This is a genomic window from Ruegeria sp. AL12 (genome assembly GCF_056540885.1).
In genome coordinates, this window is sequence record NZ_JBQFXN010000006.1 from 175023 (window position 1) to 196686 (window position 21664).

23 protein-coding genes and 1 pseudogene are annotated in these 21664 nt (G+C 59.3%); 8 read left to right on the plus strand and 16 right to left on the minus strand.

Annotation, left to right across the window (positions count from 1 at the left end; all coding sequences use genetic code 11):
- The first annotated feature begins 129 nt into the window (after nucleotides 1-129).
- Nucleotides 130-564, plus strand: coding sequence for a glyoxalase superfamily protein (locus ACR0C6_RS15830; protein ID WP_480446681.1), 435 nt, complete (start codon nucleotides 130-132; stop codon nucleotides 562-564).
- Nucleotides 565-624: 60 nt separating this feature from the next.
- Here the strand turns inward: ACR0C6_RS15830 and ACR0C6_RS15835 are convergent, their stop codons facing one another.
- The gene (locus ACR0C6_RS15835) at nucleotides 625-2064 is read right to left on the minus strand and encodes an aldehyde dehydrogenase family protein (protein ID WP_480620137.1); all 1440 of its coding nucleotides are present in this window, start codon (nucleotides 2062-2064) and stop codon (nucleotides 625-627) included.
- Nucleotides 2065-2277: 213 nt separating this feature from the next.
- Between ACR0C6_RS15835 and ACR0C6_RS15840 the strand changes: the two genes are divergently transcribed.
- Nucleotides 2278-2928: a peroxiredoxin gene (locus ACR0C6_RS15840; protein WP_171117162.1), complete on the plus strand. Its 651-nt coding sequence runs from the start codon at nucleotides 2278-2280 to the stop codon at nucleotides 2926-2928.
- A 228-nt stretch (nucleotides 2929-3156) separates the two neighbouring features.
- On the opposite strand, the gene ACR0C6_RS15845 is transcribed toward ACR0C6_RS15840, so the two are convergent.
- The 3 genes from ACR0C6_RS15845 to ACR0C6_RS15855 form a co-directional block, all read right to left on the minus strand.
- On the minus strand, nucleotides 3157-3846 hold the full coding sequence (locus tag ACR0C6_RS15845; protein ID WP_480620139.1) for an outer membrane protein: 690 nt from the start codon (nucleotides 3844-3846) through the stop codon (nucleotides 3157-3159).
- A 139-nt stretch (nucleotides 3847-3985) separates the two neighbouring features.
- Complete coding sequence (locus ACR0C6_RS15850) at nucleotides 3986-4486, minus strand: helix-turn-helix transcriptional regulator (protein WP_171206718.1); 501 nt, start codon at nucleotides 4484-4486, stop codon at nucleotides 3986-3988.
- Between the two features lie 23 nt (nucleotides 4487-4509).
- Entirely contained in the window at nucleotides 4510-4782 is a 273-nt protein-coding gene (locus ACR0C6_RS15855) for a PepSY domain-containing protein (protein WP_171233448.1), read from the minus strand.
- A 236-nt stretch (nucleotides 4783-5018) separates the two neighbouring features.
- On the opposite strand from ACR0C6_RS15855, the gene ACR0C6_RS15860 reads away from it, so the two are divergent.
- Nucleotides 5019-5654 carry a DUF1326 domain-containing protein gene (locus ACR0C6_RS15860; RefSeq protein WP_171616995.1) on the plus strand — a complete coding sequence of 212 codons (636 nt, stop codon included), beginning with the start codon at nucleotides 5019-5021 and terminating at the stop codon, nucleotides 5652-5654.
- Between the two features lie 214 nt (nucleotides 5655-5868).
- Here ACR0C6_RS15860 and ACR0C6_RS15865 read toward each other — a convergent pair.
- Nucleotides 5869-6669: pseudogene (locus tag ACR0C6_RS15865) on the minus strand (Hint domain-containing protein); the annotation flags it as partial.
- A 176-nt stretch (nucleotides 6670-6845) separates the two neighbouring features.
- Entirely contained in the window at nucleotides 6846-8996 is a 2151-nt protein-coding gene (gene pnp, locus ACR0C6_RS15870) for a polyribonucleotide nucleotidyltransferase (protein WP_152459385.1), read from the minus strand.
- 482 nt (nucleotides 8997-9478) lie between these two features.
- Between pnp and ACR0C6_RS15875 the strand changes: the two genes are divergently transcribed.
- On the plus strand, nucleotides 9479-11080 hold the full coding sequence (locus tag ACR0C6_RS15875) for a BCCT family transporter (RefSeq protein ID WP_152459384.1): 1602 nt from the start codon (nucleotides 9479-9481) through the stop codon (nucleotides 11078-11080).
- Between the two features lie 344 nt (nucleotides 11081-11424).
- Nucleotides 11425-12177 carry a class I SAM-dependent methyltransferase gene (locus tag ACR0C6_RS15880; RefSeq protein ID WP_171229923.1) on the plus strand — a complete coding sequence of 251 codons (753 nt, stop codon included), beginning with the start codon at nucleotides 11425-11427 and terminating at the stop codon, nucleotides 12175-12177.
- 162 nt (nucleotides 12178-12339) lie between these two features.
- Here the strand turns inward: ACR0C6_RS15880 and rpsO are convergent, their stop codons facing one another.
- The 6 genes from rpsO to rbfA all read right to left on the minus strand — a co-directional run bounded on the left by rpsO (nucleotide 12340) and on the right by rbfA (nucleotide 16481).
- The gene (gene rpsO / locus ACR0C6_RS15885) at nucleotides 12340-12609 is read right to left on the minus strand and encodes a 30S ribosomal protein S15 (protein WP_152459381.1); all 270 of its coding nucleotides are present in this window, start codon (nucleotides 12607-12609) and stop codon (nucleotides 12340-12342) included.
- A gap of 143 nt (nucleotides 12610-12752) precedes the next feature.
- Complete coding sequence (locus ACR0C6_RS15890; RefSeq protein ID WP_480620141.1) at nucleotides 12753-13766, minus strand: calcium-binding protein; 1014 nt, start codon at nucleotides 13764-13766, stop codon at nucleotides 12753-12755.
- Nucleotides 13767-13860: 94 nt separating this feature from the next.
- Nucleotides 13861-14364, minus strand: a complete 504-nt coding sequence (locus ACR0C6_RS15895; protein ID WP_170346689.1) for a DUF1643 domain-containing protein — start codon at nucleotides 14362-14364, stop codon at nucleotides 13861-13863.
- A 21-nt stretch (nucleotides 14365-14385) separates the two neighbouring features.
- A complete protein-coding gene (gene truB / locus ACR0C6_RS15900) occupies nucleotides 14386-15291 on the minus strand; it encodes a tRNA pseudouridine(55) synthase TruB (RefSeq protein ID WP_480620143.1) in 906 nt (301 codons plus the stop codon).
- 60 nt (nucleotides 15292-15351) lie between these two features.
- Nucleotides 15352-16089, minus strand: coding sequence for a phosphodiester glycosidase family protein (locus tag ACR0C6_RS15905; protein WP_480620145.1), 738 nt, complete (start codon nucleotides 16087-16089; stop codon nucleotides 15352-15354).
- A complete protein-coding gene (gene rbfA / locus ACR0C6_RS15910) occupies nucleotides 16086-16481 on the minus strand; it encodes a 30S ribosome-binding factor RbfA (RefSeq protein ID WP_152459376.1) in 396 nt (131 codons plus the stop codon). Before rbfA ends, ACR0C6_RS15905 begins: the two co-directional genes overlap by 4 nt.
- A gap of 91 nt (nucleotides 16482-16572) precedes the next feature.
- Between rbfA and dapB the strand changes: the two genes are divergently transcribed.
- Nucleotides 16573-17382, plus strand: a complete 810-nt coding sequence (dapB, locus tag ACR0C6_RS15915; RefSeq protein ID WP_480620147.1) for a 4-hydroxy-tetrahydrodipicolinate reductase — start codon at nucleotides 16573-16575, stop codon at nucleotides 17380-17382.
- Between the two features lie 39 nt (nucleotides 17383-17421).
- Nucleotides 17422-18105, plus strand: coding sequence for a DUF2306 domain-containing protein (locus ACR0C6_RS15920; protein ID WP_480620149.1), 684 nt, complete (start codon nucleotides 17422-17424; stop codon nucleotides 18103-18105).
- Here the strand turns inward: ACR0C6_RS15920 and ACR0C6_RS15925 are convergent.
- Genes ACR0C6_RS15925 through tmpA form a run of 3 tightly spaced genes read right to left on the minus strand, consistent with a single transcriptional unit; the run spans nucleotide 18092 to nucleotide 20480 of the window.
- Nucleotides 18092-18760: an ureidoglycolate lyase gene (locus ACR0C6_RS15925; RefSeq protein ID WP_480620151.1), complete on the minus strand. Its 669-nt coding sequence runs from the start codon at nucleotides 18758-18760 to the stop codon at nucleotides 18092-18094. The genes ACR0C6_RS15920 and ACR0C6_RS15925 overlap by 14 nt on opposite strands.
- On the minus strand, nucleotides 18757-19347 hold the full coding sequence (tmpB, locus tag ACR0C6_RS15930) for a (R)-1-hydroxy-2-trimethylaminoethylphosphonate oxygenase (protein ID WP_480620153.1): 591 nt from the start codon (nucleotides 19345-19347) through the stop codon (nucleotides 18757-18759). The genes ACR0C6_RS15925 and tmpB overlap by 4 nt, the downstream gene beginning before the upstream one ends.
- Entirely contained in the window at nucleotides 19344-20480 is a 1137-nt protein-coding gene (tmpA, locus tag ACR0C6_RS15935; protein ID WP_480620154.1) for a 2-trimethylaminoethylphosphonate dioxygenase, read from the minus strand. The genes tmpB and tmpA overlap by 4 nt, the downstream gene beginning before the upstream one ends.
- 99 nt (nucleotides 20481-20579) lie before the next feature.
- Here tmpA and ACR0C6_RS15940 point away from each other — a divergent pair, with 99 nt between their 5' ends.
- Complete coding sequence (locus tag ACR0C6_RS15940) at nucleotides 20580-21434, plus strand: LysR family transcriptional regulator (RefSeq protein WP_480620156.1); 855 nt, start codon at nucleotides 20580-20582, stop codon at nucleotides 21432-21434.
- Between the two features lie 4 nt (nucleotides 21435-21438).
- On the opposite strand, the gene ACR0C6_RS15945 is transcribed toward ACR0C6_RS15940, so the two are convergent.
- Nucleotides 21439-21621, minus strand: a complete 183-nt coding sequence (locus tag ACR0C6_RS15945) for a DUF1674 domain-containing protein (RefSeq protein WP_152459369.1) — start codon at nucleotides 21619-21621, stop codon at nucleotides 21439-21441.
- Nucleotides 21622-21664 lie beyond the last annotated feature (43 nt).

Here is a 21664-nt window from a genome sequence, read left to right on the forward strand (position 1 = left end):
CCTGCCGTTCGCGGCCATTGGCTTTGGTGAAACCCGGTTTGAAAAGCATCTGTTGCCCTTTCCCGGCGCGCGGATGGAAATGCGAGCCCCGTCCTGACTTCGCGCCCGTTCAAGGAAACGAGGCACATGATGACACGATCCCAAACCGTTGCTCCGGTTGAAGAGCTGAAAGCGCAGGCGAGACGCCTGCGGGAAGACTTGAAAACGAAGGGCGTTTCGCTGTCGCACAGTGCGGCATTGGAACTGCTGGCCCATCAGCATGGCGTTCGAGACTGGAACACCTTGCACGCAATTGCCGGAAACCGGATGCATCTGCGCGTGGGTGATCGGGTCGAAGGGCGCTATCTGGGTCAGGCGTTCACGGCCGAAATTCGCGGTATGACCATTCTTGGCGATGGCGCGCGTCGCCGAGTGACCCTGCATTTCGATGCGCCGGTAGATGTGGTGCGCTTTGACAGCTTTTCTGCATTTCGACAGCGCGTCACCGGAGAGATTGGGTGGGACGGTCAATCCCGGCGCCGCACGTCCGATGGCGTACCCCAGCTTGTGGTGCGGCCCCTATAGGGGGTTGTGGGCGGGGCCAACCGCGTTGCCCCGCCCGATCTGTCTGCTTTGCAGGTATAGTTACTCTGCCGCCCAACCACCGACAGCTTTGATCTCGAGGAAGTCCTCAAGCCCAAAGACGCCGCCTTCACGCCCGTTGCCGGATTGCTTCATGCCGCCGAACGGTGAGCCCGCGCTGCGCGATTGCCCGTTCATTTCGACCATGCCCGACCGCAGCGCCCGTGCCATGCGATTGGCACGCGCGCCGTCCTGCGTCTGAACATAGTTGGTCAGGCCATAGGGGGTATCATTGGCGATTTCGATAGCCTCTTCTTCGGTGTCGAAGGGGATCATGGTCAGAACCGGGCCAAAGATTTCTTCGCGGGCGATGGTCATCTGGTTGTTTGCATCGGCAAAGACCGTGGGGCGGACATAGTAGCCCTTGTTCAGCCCCTCTGGCCGTCCGGTGCCGCCTGCGACCAGCCGCGCCCCTTCATCGATGCCTTTCTGGATCAAGTCCTGAATCTTGGTCCACTGAACTTCATTCACCACCGGGCCGATATGGCGGCCTTCCTCTGAGGCAGGGCCAACCTTGACCATGTTTGCGACCTCGGCCGCGGTTTCCACAGCCTTGTCATAGATCGGGCGTTGAACCAGCATCCGGCTGGGGGCGTTGCAGCTTTGGCCGGTGTTTTGCATCATGTGCAGCACCCCACGCTTGACCGCTTTTTCGTCCGCGTCCTCAAAGATGACGTTGGCTCCTTTGCCTCCAAGCTCAAGATGTACTTTCTTGAGGGTTTCAGCCGCGTTTTTGGAAATCGCGGTGCCTGCGCGGGTCGAACCTGTGAAGCTGACCATGTCCACATCCGGATGACCCGAAAGTTGCGAACCAACACCCGCGCCGTCGCCGTTGACCAGATTGAACACACCGGGCGGGAAGCCTGCCTCGTCCATCATCTCGGCAAAGATCATCGCGTTCAGCGGGCTTTGTTCCGACGGTTTCAGCACCATCGTGCAGCCCGCAATCGCAGCAGCCCCAACCTTGAGCGTGATCTGGTTCATCGGCCAGTTCCACGGCGTGATCAAAGCGGCAACGCCAACCGACTCGTAAATGATGCGATCATTCGGCGCATGATCCCCCAGCGGGCGCTCGAATTCGAACGACCTGGCGGCGCGGATGAAGTTCTTCAGGTGATAGATGCCGGCGCCCGCCTGCGCCGAACGCGCCAGATCGATCGGGGCGCCCATTTCCAGCGACATCGCCTGCGCCAGATCCTCTGCCCGGGCTGCATAGAGTTCGACCAGTTTTTCCACCAGCGCGATGCGGGTTTCCACTGGCGTGGCCATCCAGCCCGGCAGGGCGGCCTTGGCCGCGGCAACGGCCGCATTCGTGTCGGCTTCGGCGCCAAGCGAGATCACGGCGCAGGGGTCTTCGGTTGACGGGTTGATGACCTCGAAGTCATTGGGCTGCGATGGGGCCACCCACCGACCATTAATATAGAAATCCCGCTTTTCGATCATCCTGAGCCCTCCTGAAGGTCTGCCTGAAACCGGCTGTTCGGGGCCACTCTGTCACCCATGTACAGGCTGAGCAATAGTGAATTTGATCAAATTATTTTCGGGCAATGCCCACGAAATCCGTATCGCCAAGCGCGATGGGCGGTTTAACCTGCACACAAAGTGATTAGGTTCCAAACAACCGATTCAGGTTTTTCACAGAGAAGGAGATGCCCCATGGGTTTGCGTATCAACGACACCGTTCCGAATTTCACGGCAGAAACGGATCAGGGCACCATTCAGTTTCACGACTGGATTGGCGACAGCTGGGCCATTCTGTTCTCGCACCCAAAGGATTTCACACCTGTTTGCACCACCGAGTTTTCGGCCGTTGCGCAGTTGAATGACGAATGGGCCGCGCGCAACACCAAGGTGATCGGCGTATCGGTCGATGGCGTCGAAGACCACAAAAAGTGGAAGAAGGACATTGAGGAATATGGCAAGGCCAAACCCGGCTTTCCGATCATCGCCGATGACGGTCTGGCTGTGTCCAAGGCTTTCGACATGCTGCCGGCCGAAGCCTATCTGCCCGATGGCCGCACACCGGCTGACAGTGCCACGGTGCGTTCGGTCTTTATCATCGGCCCGGACAAGCAGTTGAAGCTGTCTATGACCTACCCGATGACCGTGGGCCGGAACTTTGCCGAAATTCTGCGCGCGCTTGACGGTTTGCAGATGTCGGCCAAGGGCGTTGCGACACCTGCCAACTGGGTGCCGGGCGAAGACGTGATCATCCCGCCAACCGTGTCGAACGAAGACGCCAAGGCCAAGTTTGGCGAGTTCGAAACGATCTTCCCCTATCTGCGCAAGACCAAAGCGCCGTCGTAAGCCGGTTGCCGGGTCAGGGGGGCTGTCTGCCCCCCATCGTGCCCGCTGGCACGATTCCCCCCGAGGATATTTTCAGCCAGATGAAGCAGACGGTTGTTGCAGGTCGGGCGACCACCGGCATATCCAGCGCGTGCTGTAATTTTTTGGGGTTTTCCGGGTGCCCCCGCGCCTGAGGCGCGAGGGCAAAGAGGGGCAGGAAACCGGAGAGAAACCTGACACCCGAAGCAATCAGAAATTATGGCGAAGTCCGAAATTGATGCTGAAAGTATCCAGGTCGTCCTCTACGTTGCCGGTCAAAGCTCCGTTGGGGGCCAGGCGCTGCGACGAAACATCAAAGGCACGGGCGTAACGGGCATCAACGGTAAACGCTGTCGACGCGTTGATGTCATATGCCAAACCGGCGATCAGCTGGGCGGCCAAGGTGGTGTCGGAGCCGTCCAGCGCCACACCCGGCCCGTAAGAGAAATCCAGATCCGAATAGGTGGCCCCCAGACCAAACCCGGCAAACGGTGTCAGCGCGCCGGCCTGTTTGAAATCGAACAGCAGATTGGCAAATAACGAGGTTTGCGTGACGTCGCCCGAGATATTGCCCTCGGGCCCCGGACCATTGCCGGTAAAGTTCACGCCGTCCACGTCGCTGTCGCGATAAGACAGTTCCAGCTCGATCCGCGTTCCGATGATATCGTTGGACCATTGCGGGATTCCCTTGCCTATCGCGAGGCCCAGTCCGAAACCTGCGTCGAATTCGGTATCGACCGATTGCGTCGCGCCACCGATCGTCCCGGTGAAATCGCTGTCCTGTAGCTGGCTGTAGCCGATGAAGCCGTGAAAATAGGTGCCGTCGCCCAGGCTCTGCGCGGCAAGCGCCGTTGCGCTGATCGCCAGAGCCGAAGAGGCGAGAATGAGGCGCGTGAACATAACCATCTCCAGTGTTCCAAAGTCCGCATGCCATGGATGTGGACGAGGCTTGCCCAAAAAGAAAGGCGCCGGGCCTTCACTTCGTTTCACAGGTTTTTAGGAATGTGTGAGTGAATAGACACGAGGCTCTGCCACTGTTTCAGGGCACATCCCTGACCAACGGTTCTGACAGGAGTTCGTCGACAAAGAAACTGAGCAACTGCACCCTGCTGGAAACGCCCGCCTTTCGATAGACCGCGGCGCTTTGGGCCTTGATCGTCCCTTCTTTCGTCTGTCGCATTCCGGCGATTTCCGCGATGGAAAGACCCTTGATCGTCAGCATGGCGACGTCACGCTCAGCATCACTGAGCTGCCACTCGCTGAACTGGGTTTCGATGACCTGCGCAAAAGCCCCTTGCGCCACTTGCAGTTGCCGTTGCATGTCGCGCACCCGTCTGGACTGGGAACGGATCAGGGCGATCGTGGCGCTCAGGCCGCCGACAAGCGCCAGCGACAGAAACAGTTCGAACGAATGAAGGTGACGAAACCCTGCGCCGTCGCCGCCTGTCCAATCCAGCACCGCATCCGTCATGAAAAAGGCGGCGCAGAGGGCCTGCACCACCAGAAGGAGCCAGAGCAAAGACGTTTGAGGTACTTTCATGCGGCCCCTTGAACGTTGCAGGTTCAGTCGTCGTCCTCTTCGAGCTCGATGGCCGTCACCACCCCGTCCGTGTCAGACAGAACCAGTTCAGTTTCCACGCCATCCTTGGTGAGTTCAACCTCGATCTTCCCACCTTCGAATTCGATCTCTTCGATCTGGTACCCCTGGGCTTCAAGCGCCGCGCGGATATCGGCTTCGCTTGTGCCCAGTTTGTCGCCCAGTCCGACATTGGCCAAAGCAAGAACCGGTGCGGTTGCGATCAATCCCGTCAGTGTCAGCAGTTTCAAGGTTTCCATATCGTATCTCCTTTTTTGCGTTGTGGCGATGCAGTGGAACTGGGGATGGCAGCGGAGACCTGCGATTGGTTTTTGGTTGAAACAGGGCGAATAGAACTAAGGTTTAGGCCATTTGCAGCCGTTTGCGCGCGTCAGGTTCAGATTGCAATCAAGTTGTGATAGTTTGTTTTGGGGAAACATACAGGCATGTGACCAACGATGTCGGGCTTTCTGACTGTCCTGAACAGGAGAAAACCATGGCTTTTACAGATTGGTACGTCGAGGGAGAAAGCTTCGGAAACTGCAACTGCGGCTATGCCTGCCCCTGCCAGTTCGAGGAATTGCCGACGCATGGCGATTGCCGCGGCTTCGAGGTGCTTGAAATATCCACCGGATATTTTGGCGAAACGGATCTGAGTGGAACCAAGGCTGCGTTGATCTATGCATGGCCCGGGCCAATATTCGAAGGTGGCGGCGAAATGCAGGTGATCGTCGACCCCGCGGCCTCACCGGCGCAGCGCGATGCGTTGGAAAAAGTCTTTCACGGCGAAGAAACCGAAGAGATGGCAACCCATTGGTACGTGTTCCGGGCCATGTGTGAGACGGTGCACGACACGCTGTACCTGCCGATCGAGCTTGAGATGGATATCGAAGGACGAACGGCCAGCGTTGCCGTTGGCGACGTTCTAAAGTCGACCGGGCGCCCGATTCAGGCCCCGCATGGTGGCGGCGAGCACCGTGTACGTATCGATATTCCCGGTGGGATCGAATTCACCATTGCCGAGATCGGCAGCGCCTCGACCCGAGCCGATGCGGCGATCAAACTGGATCTGAAAGACAGCTACGGCCAGTGGCACCTGTTGAAACATGGCCCCGGTGGTGTCGCGCACTGACCTGCGGTCAGGCGGCTTTTGCGGATTCACTGGGGCGGATCTTCCAGCCCGGAACCGCCAGATCCGCCGACAGCACCCGGACTTCGAAAGGTTTGAGGACCGGCAATGCGGTCGAACCGTAACTGCCTTCACCATTGGCAAGTTCCGGGAACAGTTCGAACAGCTCGCTTCGGGTGGCGGGTGCCATTGCCCCAAGGCTGGTGTCGCCGGGGTAAAAGGACTCGGACCAGATTCCTTCGACATTCACCAACTCATGCTGATCAAAGAGGATATGAATGTACTCCACCCCGTGTGCGGGCGTTTCCTGAACGATGGTATGCCCATTGATCAGCCCCTTTGCGTGGGCCAGCATCGCCGCTTCGCAATGCATAAGCTCCATCATGGTCGAGGTCACGGCAATCCGGTGCTGTGGGGAAATGACGAGATCGCGGCTTGGGCTGTTCGACCCGAAACAGCCCGCCTTGATCCGTACAGGGGACAGGTGCGTGTTTCGCCGCAACTCAGCCGCGGACAACCGGCGCTTGCCGATCCAGCGGACCGGGCGGGCATGGCCGCCGGCGGTGATGACCGGGTCGCCGGGCTCCAGCGCCTCGACCCGGCGCAGCCCAGTCGGTGTCTGGATCAGAGATCCTGAGGTGAAACACACGAAAGAAGGCAAAGTGTCATACGCGGATGGCGGCGCGGCGCCGGCAAAACTGGTATCTGAAATCGTGTCATTCAGTTCGGCCTGACCCGAAGTGACTATGATGTAACGCGGGTTTGAAAACTGGATCAGGATGAACGTGACCGGCGCGCCATCGACCGTTCCTGTGTAGTTTTCGAAAGTACTGAAATTCTGGGTCGAGCCGGAAAAGCCGGGAAGAGACCCGAGGTCAAGTTGCGAGCTGCCATCCGGGTCGGGATCTTGCAGCAGAGCGTCATTATCCGTGACGTCGACCGAATACGCAGCAGTAATATCAACACTGCGGTTGCTGAACGGGTCTGCGCTGATTTCGTAAACAGTAATCGATGCCACGGTCGAACAGCTTCCTTGAAAACGGCAATATACCCCTTAAGGTTGAGTTAATACACGCAATAAGTGTTAATAATTGATTTACCAAAGTTGCGGCGCAGTTAACCGTCCTGCTGCCGCGCAAACAAAAAAGGCCCCGGATGAAACCGGGGCCTTCCGCTGTCTGTCAGAGGGGCAGATTACTCTGCGTTTTCCTCTTTCTTTTCTTTCTTTTCCGGAACGATCTCTTCGCCGGTTTCCTGATCGACGACTTTCATCGACAGGCGCACCTTGCCGCGATCGTCAAAGCCCAGCAGTTTGACTTTGACTTCCTGACCTTCTTTCAGAACATCCGACGGATGGTTCAGGCGGCGGTTTTCGATCTGCGACACGTGGACCAGACCGTCACGCTTGCCAAAGAAGTTCACGAAGGCGCCGAAATCGACGATCTTGACGACTTTGCCGGTATAGATCTGACCTTCTTCAGGTTCTGCCACGATCGAATGGATCATGTCATAGGCCTTCTTGATCGACTCACCATCGGGCGAGGCGATCTTGATCACGCCATCGTCGTTGATGTCGACCTTGGCACCCGAAACCTCGACGATCTCGCGGATGACCTTGCCGCCCGAGCCGATCACTTCGCGGATCTTGTCCGTCGGGATGTTCATGGTCTCGATGCGCGGGGCGTGGACCGAGAAATCGTTGGTCTCGGACAGGGCTTTGCCCATCTCGCCCAGAATGTGCATCCGGCCTTCCTTGGCCTGTGCCAGGGCGGTTTCCATGATCTGCGGCGTGATACCGGCAACCTTGATGTCCATCTGGAGCGAGGTGATGCCGTTTTCGGTGCCCGCAACCTTGAAGTCCATGTCGCCGAGGTGGTCTTCGTCACCCAGGATGTCGGTCAGAACAGCGTATTCACCGTCATCTTCCAGGATCAGACCCATGGCCACACCGGCAACCGGCGCTTTCAGCGGAACACCCGCATCCATCATCGACAGCGAACCGCCGCAGACAGAGGCCATCGAGGACGAGCCGTTGGATTCTGTGATCTCCGACACCACGCGGATGGTGTAGGGGAAATCGGTCGGCGCAGGCAGAACCGCCTGAAGCGCGCGCCATGCCAGTTTGCCGTGGCCGATCTCGCGACGGCCGGGCGAACCAACGCGGCCAACTTCACCCACCGAATACGGGGGGAAGTTGTAGTGCAGCAGGAAGTTCGATTTGAAATTGCCGTGCAGCGCGTCGATGAATTGCTCATCGTCGCCGGTGCCCAGCGTGGTCACGGCCAGCGCCTGTGTTTCACCGCGGGTGAACAGGGCAGAACCGTGGGTCCGGGGCAGAATCGAGGTTTCCGCAACGATCGAGCGGACATCGGTGGTCGAGCGACCGTCGATCCGCTTGCCGCCCCTGACGACGTCGCCGCGCAGAATGCCGGCTTCCAGCTTTTTCATCGCGGAACCGAGGTTGCCGTCTTCCAGCTGCTCTTCGGTCAGCGCCTCTTTGATCGCTTCGCGGGCGGCGGCAACGGCGGCGGTGCGCTCTTGCTTGTCGGTGATCGCGAAGGCGGCGCGCATCTGCTCTTCACCGGCGGCTTTAACTGCGGCATAAAGCTCGGAATAATCCGGCGCCTGGAAGTCAAACGGCTCTTTCGCGGCTTCTTCCGCCAGCGAGATGATCAGGTCGATGACCGGTTGGATCTGCTCATGCGCAAAGTTCACCGCACCCAGCATTTCCGCTTCGGACAGTTCGTACGCTTCCGATTCCACCATCATCACGGCGTCTTTGGTGCCGGCCACAACCAGGTCCAGACGCTGTTCGGGGTTCAGGCGCAGGTCCTGCATGTCGTCCACGGTTGGGTTCAGGACATATTCACCGTCGGTGTATCCCACGCGGCAGCCCGCGATCGGGCCCATGAACGGCGCGCCCGAGATGGTCAGAGCAGCCGAAGCAGCAATCATCGCAACGATGTCGGGATCGTTGACCAGATCGTGGCTCAGCACGGTACACATCACCAAGACTTCGTTTTTGAAGCCGTCAACAAACAACGGACGGATCGGACGGTCGATCAGACGCGCGGTCAGCGTCTCTTTCTCGGTCGGGCGCGCTTCGCGCTTGAAGAAGCCACCCGGAACCTTGCCGGCGGCATAGTATTTCTCTTGGTAATGCACGGTCAGCGGGAAAAAGTCCTGACCGGGCTTCTGTTCCTTGGCGAAGGTCACGTTGGCCATGACGCTGGTTTCGCCCAGGGTGGCAATCACGCTGCCGTCAGCCTGACGGGCAACCTTGCCGGTTTCCAGTGTAAGCGTTTCCTCGCCCCACTGCATCGATTTCTTCGTTACATCAAACATATGCGTATCCTAGATGGGAGCACTCCCGCCCCTGCGGGTCTCCCGTTTTGCGTGGCGGCCCCATTGCCGCCGACCCCAATTTATCTTCCATTCGAGTGCCGGGGTCAGGGCACAACGTCTCAGATACCGCGCGCATACATGAGAATGCGTTGGAAGGAAAGCGAAACTGCATCGGATGGCCGTTTCATGCCGGGACTGGCTTGTGCTGCCACCGGGCGCAAAAGATTCAAGCCCGAACAACGATCAACTTATCAAGTCGCTGTTGGTTCTTCAGGTCCGGGGTTACGGGAACCCGGAACAGCATGTAGCGCTAACATATCCGCAATCGAATGCATTTTGTAAAAATATGAAGGCAGTATAAGCTCTTATCATTAAGCCTGCGGTCGAAATGACGGAAACGCGCCAAGGGGGTTAACTAACTCATTCCCGTCCGCCGACCGAATACCTTGGCGTTTGCAGACAGCGAACAGAAGGGCAATCGAATGGCACAAACAAAGAAGATGCTGGATCCGGACCCCCGGATTTACGACTTCGAAACGGAATATGAACTGGGGCAGGATAACGTCCGGCCGTTTGGCTTGGACATTCACAACCCGGTCTTTCTGATCTCGAGTATCATGATCTTTGCGTTCGTTCTGATCGCATTGGCCAACCAAGAGGCCGCAGCTACGTTTTTCGGCTGGCTCCGGCCTTGGCTGACCAGCACGTTCGATTGGTTTCTGGTCCTTTCGGTAGATGCAATTACCCTGTTTTGCCTCGTTCTGATCATCCTGCCAGTCGGCAGTGTGCGGATCGGCGGCAAGGACGCCAAGCCTGATTATTCCTACGCCGGATGGATTGCGATGATGTTCGCCGCCGGTATTGGTATCGGTCTTTTGTTTTTCGGAGTGATGGAGCCGGTCTACTACAACTTTGCCGAAGACGGGAATGCGCGCCCACTGGGTATCGATATCGCTGTTCCGGGCAATGAGTATATCGGCGTTGTTGGAACCATTCACCATTGGGGGCTGGAAGGCTGGGCGGTTTACGCCGCAGTCGGCCTGAGCCTGGCGATTTTCAGCTACAATCTAAACCTGCCCCTGACTTTGCGTTCGGCCTTCTATCCAATTCTGGGTGAACGGGTCTGGGGCTGGTGGGGCCATATCATCGACACGTTGGCGGTTTTTGCCACGTTGTTCGGTCTGACCACATCGCTTGGCCTGGGGGCTCAGCAGGTTGCCGCTGGCCTTTACGAGGTTTTTGGCATCGAACCCAGCCCCACCGTCGTGGTTCTGCTGATCATTGGCATTACGTTGATCGCGCTGGGCTCGGTTTTGCTGGGCATGGATGCGGGCGTCAAACGGCTGAGTGAGATCAATATGATCATGGCCGTGGGGCTGTTCCTTTTCGTCATCGCTGTAACAGGCATAGGCACCGCCATCGCGCGGTACTTCAACGTGATGACTGATTACGTGCTGCACCTGCCCGCGCTGTCGAACCCGTTCGGACGAGAAGACACCAGCTATTTCCACGGTTGGACGACCTTCTACTGGGCGTGGTGGATCGCATGGTCACCGTTTGTTGGCATGTTCATTGCCCGCATTTCAAAGGGCCGTACGGTGCGCGAGTTCGTAATCTGTGCGCTGCTGGCGCCAACAGCCGTCTGCGCCCTGTGGATGTCGACCTTCGGTGGCGCAGCCATCGACATGCTGAACGCAGGCGGAGCAGAAGGTGTGCGCGCGACCGTGATCGACAGCTACGCCCCCGAGGGAGCGCTGTTCGGTTTCCTGAAGGAGCTGCCGCTGTACGGCATCGTAGCCCCGATCGCCCTAGTCCTGATCGTGATCTTCTTCGTCACCTCGTCTGATTCCGGATCTTTGGTGATCGACACGATCACCGCAGGCGGCAAGATGGACGCACCCGTGGTTCAGCGCGTGTTCTGGTGCACTTTGGAAGGCCTGGTTGCCATCGCATTGCTGTTGGGAGGCGGTCTTTCCGCATTGCAGGGCGCGGCGGTTTCAACCGGCATCCCCTTTACGCTGGTGGTTCTGATAATGTGCTACTGCCTGTGGCTGGCGTTGAAATCAGAAAAGGCGAAAATGTAGAGCCGAAGATTTTTTCCATGAACGAGACGCCCGCCGATTGGTGGGCGTCTTCCGTTTTGTGGAGCCTGCATAAAGTGAAGAGATCTGCGCGGTGTCTTGACCGGAATTTTACACCCGTCAGCGCGAAGAAAACCGCACGGGCCGGGCTCTGCGCTTGATGCCGGATGCCGAACACCCGGGGGCAGGATGTCAGCAAAGCAGGGAAGCTGCCAACTTTACGCTGGCCGGGAAACTTGCCCGCTTTGCCGCATGTTCCGGAATATTGCTATTGCGTTGACATTGAATCCTCAGAATAGGACGTTCACGCGAAGAAAACCGCTTTGGACCACCCTTCGGAGGAATGATTGTCAATTGTTGATGTCCTGGCTGCGCGCCTGATCGAAGATGTCAAATCCAATGACCTGTCAGGTAGCTTTCTGATGCTTGGGCGGCAGGATTGGATCGGTGCGCGCCGATCTACGTCCGCCGCATTGTTCAGGGAAACCTTGCAGAAATACCTGCCCGGAGTGGCCGAAGCTGACCTTTGCAACCCGGATGATGGATATTCGGAAACGTTCTTTCGGAAACTTGGGTTCTCGGAAGTGGATTCGCTGGATTTTTCGGATTTCGAAGGTGCGAGCATCGTTCAGGATCTCGCGGGAGATTTGCCTGAAAACCTGGTTGGTCGGTTTGACGTTATCTATGATGGTGGAACATGCGAGCACGTGTTCGACTTGCCGACCGCCTACCGGAACATCGACAAGATGCTGAAGCCCGGCGGTGTGTTCATCGCACATTCGCCATCGAACAACTGGATCAATCACGGCTTCTATCAGATTTGCCCAGAGATCGTGTACGGCTTTTGGGTCAACGCCATGAACTATGAGGCTCTGAAATGTGTGTGGCAGCCATTGAGGCCATATGCCGCCCGTGACGTGGTGAAGATGACGGATCCCAACAAGACAAAGAAACGTCCGCGACCGCTGGGAACTTTTGGTCCGGGATTGCCTGTTCTTCTGGATTATGTGGTTCGAAAACCTGTTGCCGGCACCAAGACAAGTGCAAGTGTGTCGCAAAGTGACTATGCCACGCGCTGGGAAAACACGCAGAGAGCCTAAAACAAAGTGCCGCAACGGGCATTCCCTGGCGGCCACGGAATGTTCAGCTGCTCTGGCAAGTTAAGGGGGATGTATCGCTTGCGGTGGGTCCAACGGAAAACGCCCGCCGGTTGGCGGGCGTTGAACCGGAAAACCCGGTTTCAGGTCATTTGCAAAAAGCGCTTAGCGGCGGATGCCCAGCTTTTTGATCAGGTCCTGATAACGTGCTTCTTCTTTGCCTTTCAGATAGTCCAGCAGCTTGCGGCGCTGGGCAACCATCTTCAGCAGACCGCGACGACCGTGGTTGTCTTTCTTGTGGGTCTTGAAGTGCTCGGTCAAAGTGGTGATGCGCGAGGTCAGGATGGCAACCTGTACTTCAGGCGAACCGGTGTCGCCCTCTTTGGTTGCGAATTCTTTCATGACGCGTGCTTTTTCTTCAGCAGTGATCGACATCGGGGTCTCCTTCAAAGGTTAGAGTTGATGGCGCAGGCCGGGATGTCGTCCAGCACAGGCCCATGGAGAAAACCGCACCGATTCCGATGCGGATGGGCGCGTATAAGCGCATTTTCACCAAATGGCAAAGGGAATTTGCGGGCTCAGACCATCTGCCCGTACTGGGCCAGTTGCGCTTCGGTGATCAATTGTATGTCGGCCACCGTCATGCCTTGAGCCCCGTATACCTGCGCCACTTCCTGACCGTTGATCATGACCCGGGTCAAGTTGGCGTTTTCAGCGTCGGGTTCCACCTCGATCTCCGGGTCAGCCTCATCCTCCCAGGTGACAAGCAGCTTGTCCTCACCGGGTTGGAATCCCATGACGGTCACGTCTTCGTCACCCGGGCTCAGCACGATGTCATCAGCGCCCTGCCCACCGTTAACCACATCCCCGCCGCCTGCCACAATGGTGTCGTCACCGGCGCCCCCATTCAGGAAGTCTTTTTCGGCTGCGCCTTCTTCGAGGCCAAAGACAAAGTCATCGCCGTCGCCGCCAAAGACCGTATCTTCACCTGCGCCACCGTTCAGGGCATCGTCTCCGAACCCGCCCTGCAACGCGTCATCATCGGCCCCGCCCGTCAGAGTATCGTCGCCCTGACCGCCATAAAGTTCGTCTTCGCCTTCGCCGCCATCCAGGGTATCGTCCCCGAAATGGCCGAACAGGGCGTCGTCCCCCTCATTGCCGAACAGAAAGTCGTCATCCGCCTCTCCGTGCAGAACATCATCACCCTGACCGCCCGAAATCGTGTCCGTACCTTCGCCCCCGTGCAGAACGTCATCGCCCTTGCCGCCGTCGATGGTATCATCGCCGCCAAACCCGTTGATCTGGTCGACACCGTCCTGCCCGGTGATCTGGTCAGGGCCATCGCTGCCGGCAATCACGAGGTCTCCTTCGAATTCAGAGATTACCGTGCCAGTGGACTGGGTTTCGATGTCGGGATTCACCGGGTCCTCGACGTTTTCGCCAATCTCAAGAAACTCTCCGGTGTCGGGTTCCGTTTCCGGGTCCTCGTTGGGCCCGTCCTCTGAAACGTCCTCGTCTTCGATCAGCATGTCGCTCATCGCGTATGCGGCACCGCCGATGGCGGCGAGTCCGATCAATCCGGCCAGAAACATGACACCTCTCCGATCGCAGAATGCTCCGAGGGTGAACATCCCATGCAATTGGCAATCGGGTCAAAGTCAAGTTATTGAAATGGTTAATACTTTATCACCATTGCTCGGGCTGTTGGCTGTAGGCGATATAAAGCGGGTGCTTGGGGTGGCCGTCTTTGGTCAAGCCCAGATGGAACAGCGGCTGGCCGGTCCGGCGCAGCAGGGTTTCCACCGCCGGGCCCCGGTCCAGATGCGCACCATGGGTGCCCCAGGCGGCGATGACCTGATCGGCCCACCGAACACCTTCAAGAATGGCGGCGTCATTTTCCGGGCCTACCGGATCGGCAGCGGCACGCATCTTGCGCGGATCGGTGTCGCGCCAGGCAAAGATGTTGGTCACCTGAAACGCGCCGAACCCCAGCGCCCGGGCACGACGTTCGCAGCGTTCAACCGTCGGGTCGTTCTGCACTTCGGTCGCGGTAGACGGGTTCAACATGACAAACAGCGCCTTGCGCCCTGCCGGGTCCCACACGCGGGTCAGGCTATAGCGGTATTTCTCGCAGTCGGAATAGATGGCGGTCGAGGGCGCATCGCCCTTGGTGTGCGTTCGGGTGATCATGCCTTTCGCCTAACACGTGGTTCAGGCGGCGAACACCCGGCTGGGATGCAATTCGCCCGATTTGTAAACCCCCACGGCCACGGCCTTGCCATCCAGCGAGGCCCATGCCTCGTCGCCGTATTCAACATCCGAGGCCAACACCATGCCCGGGTTGCCATTGCGCAGGCGGGTTGCGCCTTCGGGGGTGCATTTAAGCTCGGTCAGGTCGGACAGGCCGGCTTCCAGCGGGTGCAGATAGTCGTCCAGCGCCGTGGTCTTTGCCATTTTGTCGATCTGTTCGATGCTCAACCCGTCTTCGGCCTCGAACGGTCCGGACCAGATCCGGCGCAGTTCCCGGACGTGGCCGTGGCATCCCAGCGCTTCACCCAGATCGCGGGCGATCGAGCGGACATAACCGCCCTTGCCGCAGGTCATCTCCAATACCACGTGATCCGGGTCGGGGCGGTCGACAAGGATCAGTTCCTCGACCCAAAGAGGCCGGGCTGTCAGTTCCACGTCTTCGCCGTCGCGGGCCAGTTTATAGGCGCGCTGGCCGTCGATTTTCACGGCGGAATACTTGGGCGGAACCTGCATGATGTCGCCCAGAAACGGGGTCAACGCCCGCTTGATGTCTTCGTCTGACGGGCGGGCATCGCTTTCGGCAATCACTTCGCCCTCGGCATCGTCAGTGTTGGTGGCCTGGCCCAGACGGACAGTGAAGGTGTAGGCTTTCAGAGCATCCGTGATGTAGGGAACTGTTTTGGTCGCCTCACCCAGAGCCACGGCCAGCACGCCGGTCGCTTCGGGGTCAAGCGTGCCCGCATGGCCCGCCTTTTTGGCATCCATCGCCCAGCGCACCTTGTTGACCACAGCGGTCGACGTCATGCCCGCGGGTTTGTCCACCACCAGCCAGCCGGAAATGTCGCGACCCTTGCGTTTGCGTCCCATGTAGCACCTTCAATCTTGCTGAGGCGCGCGACCTAGCGGATCGCCATCGCCCTGTCAATTTCAAGGTGCGTCTTCGACCACACCCACGATCGGCCCCAGCGAAAACCCGACATCGGACCGATTGTTCGCGCGGTCATACATGCGAGAGATATTGCCGTCGAAGAACAGCGCATTCGGAGTTTCCAGCACGTCCCGGAACAGGCGACCGAATTCGTGGAATGTGACGTAATCTTCGGAAATCGCAAACACCGCCCGGGTGCCATCGGCGCTGGTGCCCACCCCGTTGCGCACATAGTGCGAGGTCGAATCGGGTAGGAACCGGGGATGCAACGCGCCATTGATCACCAGCATCGGGCCGGATTGGCTGGCGAACCGGCAGTCGGGGGACTGGTCGATGAAATCCAGCGTCTCGAACACATCAGCCCGGCCCTCGCGGATGCAGAACACGCCGTTGGGCAGCAGGCCGAAATTGCCGGGGCCGGGGTTGGAGATCACCCGCATGACCTCTTTGCCGTTCTCGACATAATGGCCGACGGGCGACCGGTCGTCGTGGTACATGCCCGCGTTCATGGCAAAGGCCAGACGCTTGCCGCCGGGGGCCAGCGCCTCGTTCACCGACGAGAAATGCCCCAGCAGATCCCCGTTTTCGTCGTTGAGAAACAGGCGCAGGTCTTCGTTTGCCGCGTCGACCTCGCAGACGGTATAGCGCTTGTCATTATGGGTCAGCTTTTCGCAAGTAACCGCAGAGGCTTGCGCGGCCCAGATAACCGCGCCCAATGTGACGAATGCCCGGATCACTCGTCCAGATCGCGGCGCACCGCGTCCTGTTCGAACATACGGCGGGTGTCGTCCAGGCGGTCAAACGTGTCATCAAGGCGGAACCGAAGATCGGGCGAGAATTTCAGGCCGACCTTTTTGCCAACCATGCGCCGCAGTTCACTTTTGTTGCGGGCGAGCAGATCGATCACGTCCTCCTGCCCTTTGCCGCCCAAGGGCAGCACATAGGCGGTGGCGATTTTCAGATCGGGCGAGGTGCGCACCTCACCCACTGTGATCGACATGCGGTTCAGGTCGGGGTCGTGGACATCTCCGCGCGCCAGAACCTCGGACAGGGTGCGGCGGATCAGTTCGCCGACGCGCAGCTGTCGTTGGGACGGGCCGGGGCCATCGTGGAATTTGTTCTTTGCCATAATCCCCGATCTAAGCGCAAACCGGGGCTTTGCCAAGCGGGCGCGAACGGGGTAGGAGGCTTTGAGCAGTTTGCAGCAAGGGAATACCGCCATGACCCATATTCCGGGGATCGTCATCACAGGGGCTTCGGGCCGCATGGGGCAGATGCTGATCAAGACCGTAACCGACAGTGATCAGGCGCGTCTGGTCGGCGTGGTCGAGCGCACGGGGCATGACTGGGTCGGTCGGGATGTGGGCGAAGCCATGGGTGGCCAGGCGCTGGGCGTCAAAATTACCGATGACCCGCTGGAAGCTTTTGCGCAGGCACAGGCGGTGATCGACTTTACCGCGCCCGAGGCGACGCTGGACTTTGCCGCTTTGGCCGCGCAGGCGCGTTGCGTGCATGTGATCGGCACGACCGGCATGACGGATGAGCAGATCGCCGCGCTGGAACCGGCCTCGCGCCACGCGGTGATCGTGCGGGCAGGGAACATGAGCCTTGGCGTCAATCTGCTGGTGCAACTGACCAAGAAAGTCGCGGCTGCACTGGATGAGGATTTTGATATCGAAATCATCGAAGGGCATCACCATCACAAGGTGGACGCACCATCCGGCACCGCGCTGATGTTGGGCGAGGCCGCCGCCGAAGGGCGTGGCGTCAAACTGTCGGATGTGGCTGACCGGGGGCGGGATGGCATCACCGGTGCGCGCAAGCGTGGTGACATTGGCTTCCACGCCATTCGCGGCGGCGACATCGTTGGTGAACACGACGTCCTGTTCGCCGCGCCCGGCGAGCGCATCGTCCTGCGCCATCTGGCCAGCGACCGCGCGATTTTTGCCCGCGGCGCGCTGAAGGCAGCGCTGTGGGGGCAGGGGAAGGCGCCCGGCCAATATGACATGGTGGATGTGCTGGGTCTGTGAGCCATAGACGAAGCGGTCGCCGACGCTAAGCTTTGATTCATGAGGATTCGGCGCTCTGGACTGGCAACCGGCATTTTGCTTGCGGTGTTTTACCTGACACTGTTGCCATTCGTTGCGCATGGCGTTGGAATGATCGGCAAAGGCCTGTCGCAGGACGCCGCCCGGCACAGCTATTTGTTCGCTGATGGTGAGAATGTCGGTAATGCCGCGATGTTGGTGCACATTCTGGCAGGAACTTTTTTGGTCGCACTCGTCCCGCTTCAACTGTTGAAGGGGCTGCGGCTCAGGTACAATCGATTTCACCGCATGATGGGAGCCTGTCTGGTGGCGCTGGCATGGATCACCGGGCTGGCGGGCATGATCTATATTCCCCTGCGCGGAACCATCGGAGGGCCGCTGATGTCTGCCTCCTTTTTTCTGTACGGGCTGTGTCTTTTCACGGCTGCGCTGATGGTGGCGCGCAGGGCTTTGGAAGGGGATCGCGCAGGCCATTGGGCATGGGGATTGCGGCTCTTCTGGCTGGCGTTGGGGTCGTGGCTTTACCGCGTGCATTACACACTGTGGTATCTGCTGACCGGAGGGGTGGGGTCAGAGCCCGATTTCTCGGGCCCTTTTGATCTGGTGCAGAATTTCGCGTTCTTTGTGCCTTATCTGCTGGCCGTGCAGATCTGGATCGCCCGCAGCCGTTCCGCTCATCAAAATGCCCTAGTCACAGGTTCCTGATCTTGTCGGCCCGCAAGGGGCAGGCGAGGTAGACGCCGAACTCGTTGCCGATATCCGCGCTGATGCGCGCGTGAACGGCCCCTTGCCGGTCAAGGAAACGCTGGTTGTCTTCAACCGGGAAAATCCCCTCGTGCCAGATGCCGGGATGGATATAGAGCCCCTTTGACCCGTCGCACCAGAATGCCACCACCTTTTCGAGGGTCAGATTGTCGCCGGGCAGGGCCGCGGGCACGATGAAGGGCTTGTTGTCCAGCGGCCAGAACATCTGCCCGCCATCGGGGTGATAGTTCATATGCCACAGCAACACTTGATCCCGCGGGGCCGTTTGTCGGTCGGTTTGCGCCTGTTGGGGGTCGGCGGACCAACCCAGCACATAGTGGCCTTTGACCGCCTCGTTCTCACCGTAAAGCACGTCACCCTGCCAATCGCATTTGAACGTGCCTTCAACCCAGCCGCCTTCGTCACCCGTGCCGTCGTCAATCGGTCGCCAGCCCTGCTGCGGCCAGCGTACGATCTCGATTTCAAAGGTTTCGGGGTCGTCGACCAAACAGCCGTACCCCTTGACCGTGCTGTCCGTCGCCCGGATCAGGGGAACCTCGTGCAACGGCAGGGATGGCTTGGAACTGGCCTCGAAGATGTACTCGGGCGCCGTCATGATGCCCCCAGGTGTTTGTCGACCATGCGCTGCACCATCGGTGCGAAATGGGCGAAATCCGGTGTCTCCATGTCCGTCCGTTTGCCGGCCTCATCCAGATACCGGACCTGAATGATCTCTTTCAGGTTCGGATTGGATTCGAAGGCGGCGACTTCTTCGGCGCTCATCGGGCCGCCTTGCAGTTCCAGGGTATGGACCGAGGCGGCAGAAAGGCGGTTGAAATATTCGGGCTTGGTGGCGCAGAGATACCGTTTGGCGGCCACGTGATATCGACAGCAATCGGTGATGACCGAAGGGAAGAACTGCTCCAGAACCTCAGCACCCGCATCCTCGTGGTGGCGGTCTTCGGTATCATCGGGGTGGTAGGTCCCGAATTCGGACGTGAAATGGCCGATATCATGCAACAATGCGCCGACAATGATCTCTTCAGGCCGGCCGTTCTGTTCGGCGATGGTGGCGCCTTGCAGCATGTGCTGGGCCATGGTGACGGGTTCGCCCAGATATTCCTCACCGCCGCGGCGTTCGAAGATATCCCCGATGAAGGCGACGATATTGTCCCGGTTCAGGGTCGAGAAATCGGGCTTCATTCCGCCGCCTCCGGCTGCGTCATCTCCATCGCCGCCAGTGTGGACAGCAGCCCGTCCTTGTCGGCATAGCATCCCTGCAACCAGCGCGAACCGGCACCGGAATAGCCCAGCCGTGCATGCAGGACACGGGTGTTGTCGACGATGAAGCTTTCACCCGGCTCCAGTTTGAACGACACGCCCATGGCCGGGTCGTCGATGATCTCGCCCAATTGGCGGTAAGCCGCGTAATAGGCTTCCATCCTGTCGAAAGGCACGTCCACGAAAGGCGCTGAGGAACGGTTGTTGAAGCGGATGCCAACCAGTTCGCCATCCGGCGACAATTCGATCATCGGACGGCGGGACCGCAGGCAGACACCGTCAGACCCCTTGTATTCAAACCGTGCCGGGTAGCCTGCCAGCAGCGCAAAACCTTCGGGGTTCTGCGCACGCAGCTTTTCGGCAGCGCGAAAGCCGTCGACCACGATCGAGTCGCCCCCTTCGGCGCTGTTTTCCAGACAATAGAGGATTTGCAGCGTCGGCACAGGGTCGCGATAGGGGTTGTCGGTGTGGGCCTGCAAGCCAAGCCCGGTATAGGCGAGGTTGGTCGGGTTCACTTCCGTCCGAACCTCGAAATAAGGGCCATAGTTGGTTTCGCGGACATAGCCGAACAGGTCGGCCACTTTCAAAAGCGATTCCGGTTCGGTTGGCCCGCCCGTCAGCTTGGCAAAGCCGTAACTCGCCACAGACGCCAGCCAGTTGCGTTTGGCCGCAGGGCTGGCATGAACCTCGTTCCAGTCGCCAGAGGGGGCGGCGACCCCGCCTTCCCAGGTGATGATGCCGGGGCCGGTGCGGCCCAGCGTGTCGTCCCGTTCGCAATCATAGTTGTGTTCGGCCAGCCATTCGGCCGGGAAGGTAACGGTTTTGTCTTCGGGCTGGAACGTGACCTGAAGGCCGCCCGCGACAACCTCGGCTGAACTGACCGAGATGTCAGCAGGGATATCGCCGATGGTGATCAGTCGCTGGCCGTTGCCCGGGGCGCGGGTTTCCGGGTCCAGCGCGTTGTCGCGCAACCAGACGGCGTGAAAGCGGGCTTGCGTTCCTGTGTCGAACGCGACGGTGACGACCGAAGTGTCGTGGTTGGCGGTGCGCAGCATTTGGGGTCTCCTGTTCGGCGCGAGCATTGGTTGAGCAGATACGCTGTTCATGGCATTACGACAATTAATCCTTATTTCGGCTGAGGCTTGGAAAATCTAATGGCTAAGAAAAGGATCGGGCTACCGCCACTGGACTGGCTGCGCGTGTTCGAGGCCGCCGGGCGTCTTGGTGGGTTCTCGGCAGCAGCCAGGGAGTTCGGGCTGACGCAGGCCGCTGTCAGCCAGCGGATCGGCAACCTCGAAGCCTGGCTGGGCCGATCCTTGTTCGTGCGCGAGGCGCGGGGCGTGTCACTGACGGTCGAAGGTGAAAGCTATCTGCCTTTGGTGCAGGACAGCCTTCGCGCGCTGGAGCGCAATACCGAGGACCTGTTTGGAAAATCCCCGCGCGAGCTGCGCGTGGCCGGCTTGTCGTCGAACATCCACGCACTGGTTTTGCCGGCGCTGACCCGGTTTCACGAGATGCAGCCAGGGGTTCGGGTGATGACCGACTCGGTCGCGCGCCGGTCGTCTTTGGACGAAGAACGAACCTGGCTGCAAATCCGATATGGTCGGGGCATCTGGGCCGGGCGTGATGCCGCCCTGATCGCGCCCGAGGTCCTTGCACCCATGGCGCCGCCGGGTGTCGACTGGGGCGCCCCATTGATCGACCTGCGCGGAGAACGCCCCGGCTGGAGAGAGTGGAGCCAGAAAAACGGCCAGCAGGACCTGCCGCAATCAAAAATCAGCTTTGATTCGATGGAACATGCGATTTCGGCTGCGCGGCGCGGCATGGGTGTGGTTTTGGGATCGGTTCCCTTGGCCCTTGCCGACCTGCAAGAGGGGCGGTTGCGGCGGCTGGATTTACCCGAATTACACACCAAGGACGGGTACTGGCTGACCTGGCCTGAAGACCGGGCGAAGTCCAGAAAACAGCGTGCCCTGATCGAGGATTTCCTCAAGGCGCTGCGTGGTTGACCGTTCAGAAATCGATGGCGATACCCTTCTTTTCCCAGTCACCGTAACGGGCCGGGTCCGGGCCGTCCCGGCCACCCAGTTCTTTCGGCAATTCCCGGGCCTCGGCCTTGGCTTTGCGGCGGCGTTCTTCCGCTTCGGCTAGGGCGCGCTGGGCGGCGGGGGGCAAGTCTTTGCGGTCGTCACTCATGACATCGGGTTCCTTTCCTTGCGCAGTCTTGATATACGCCCGC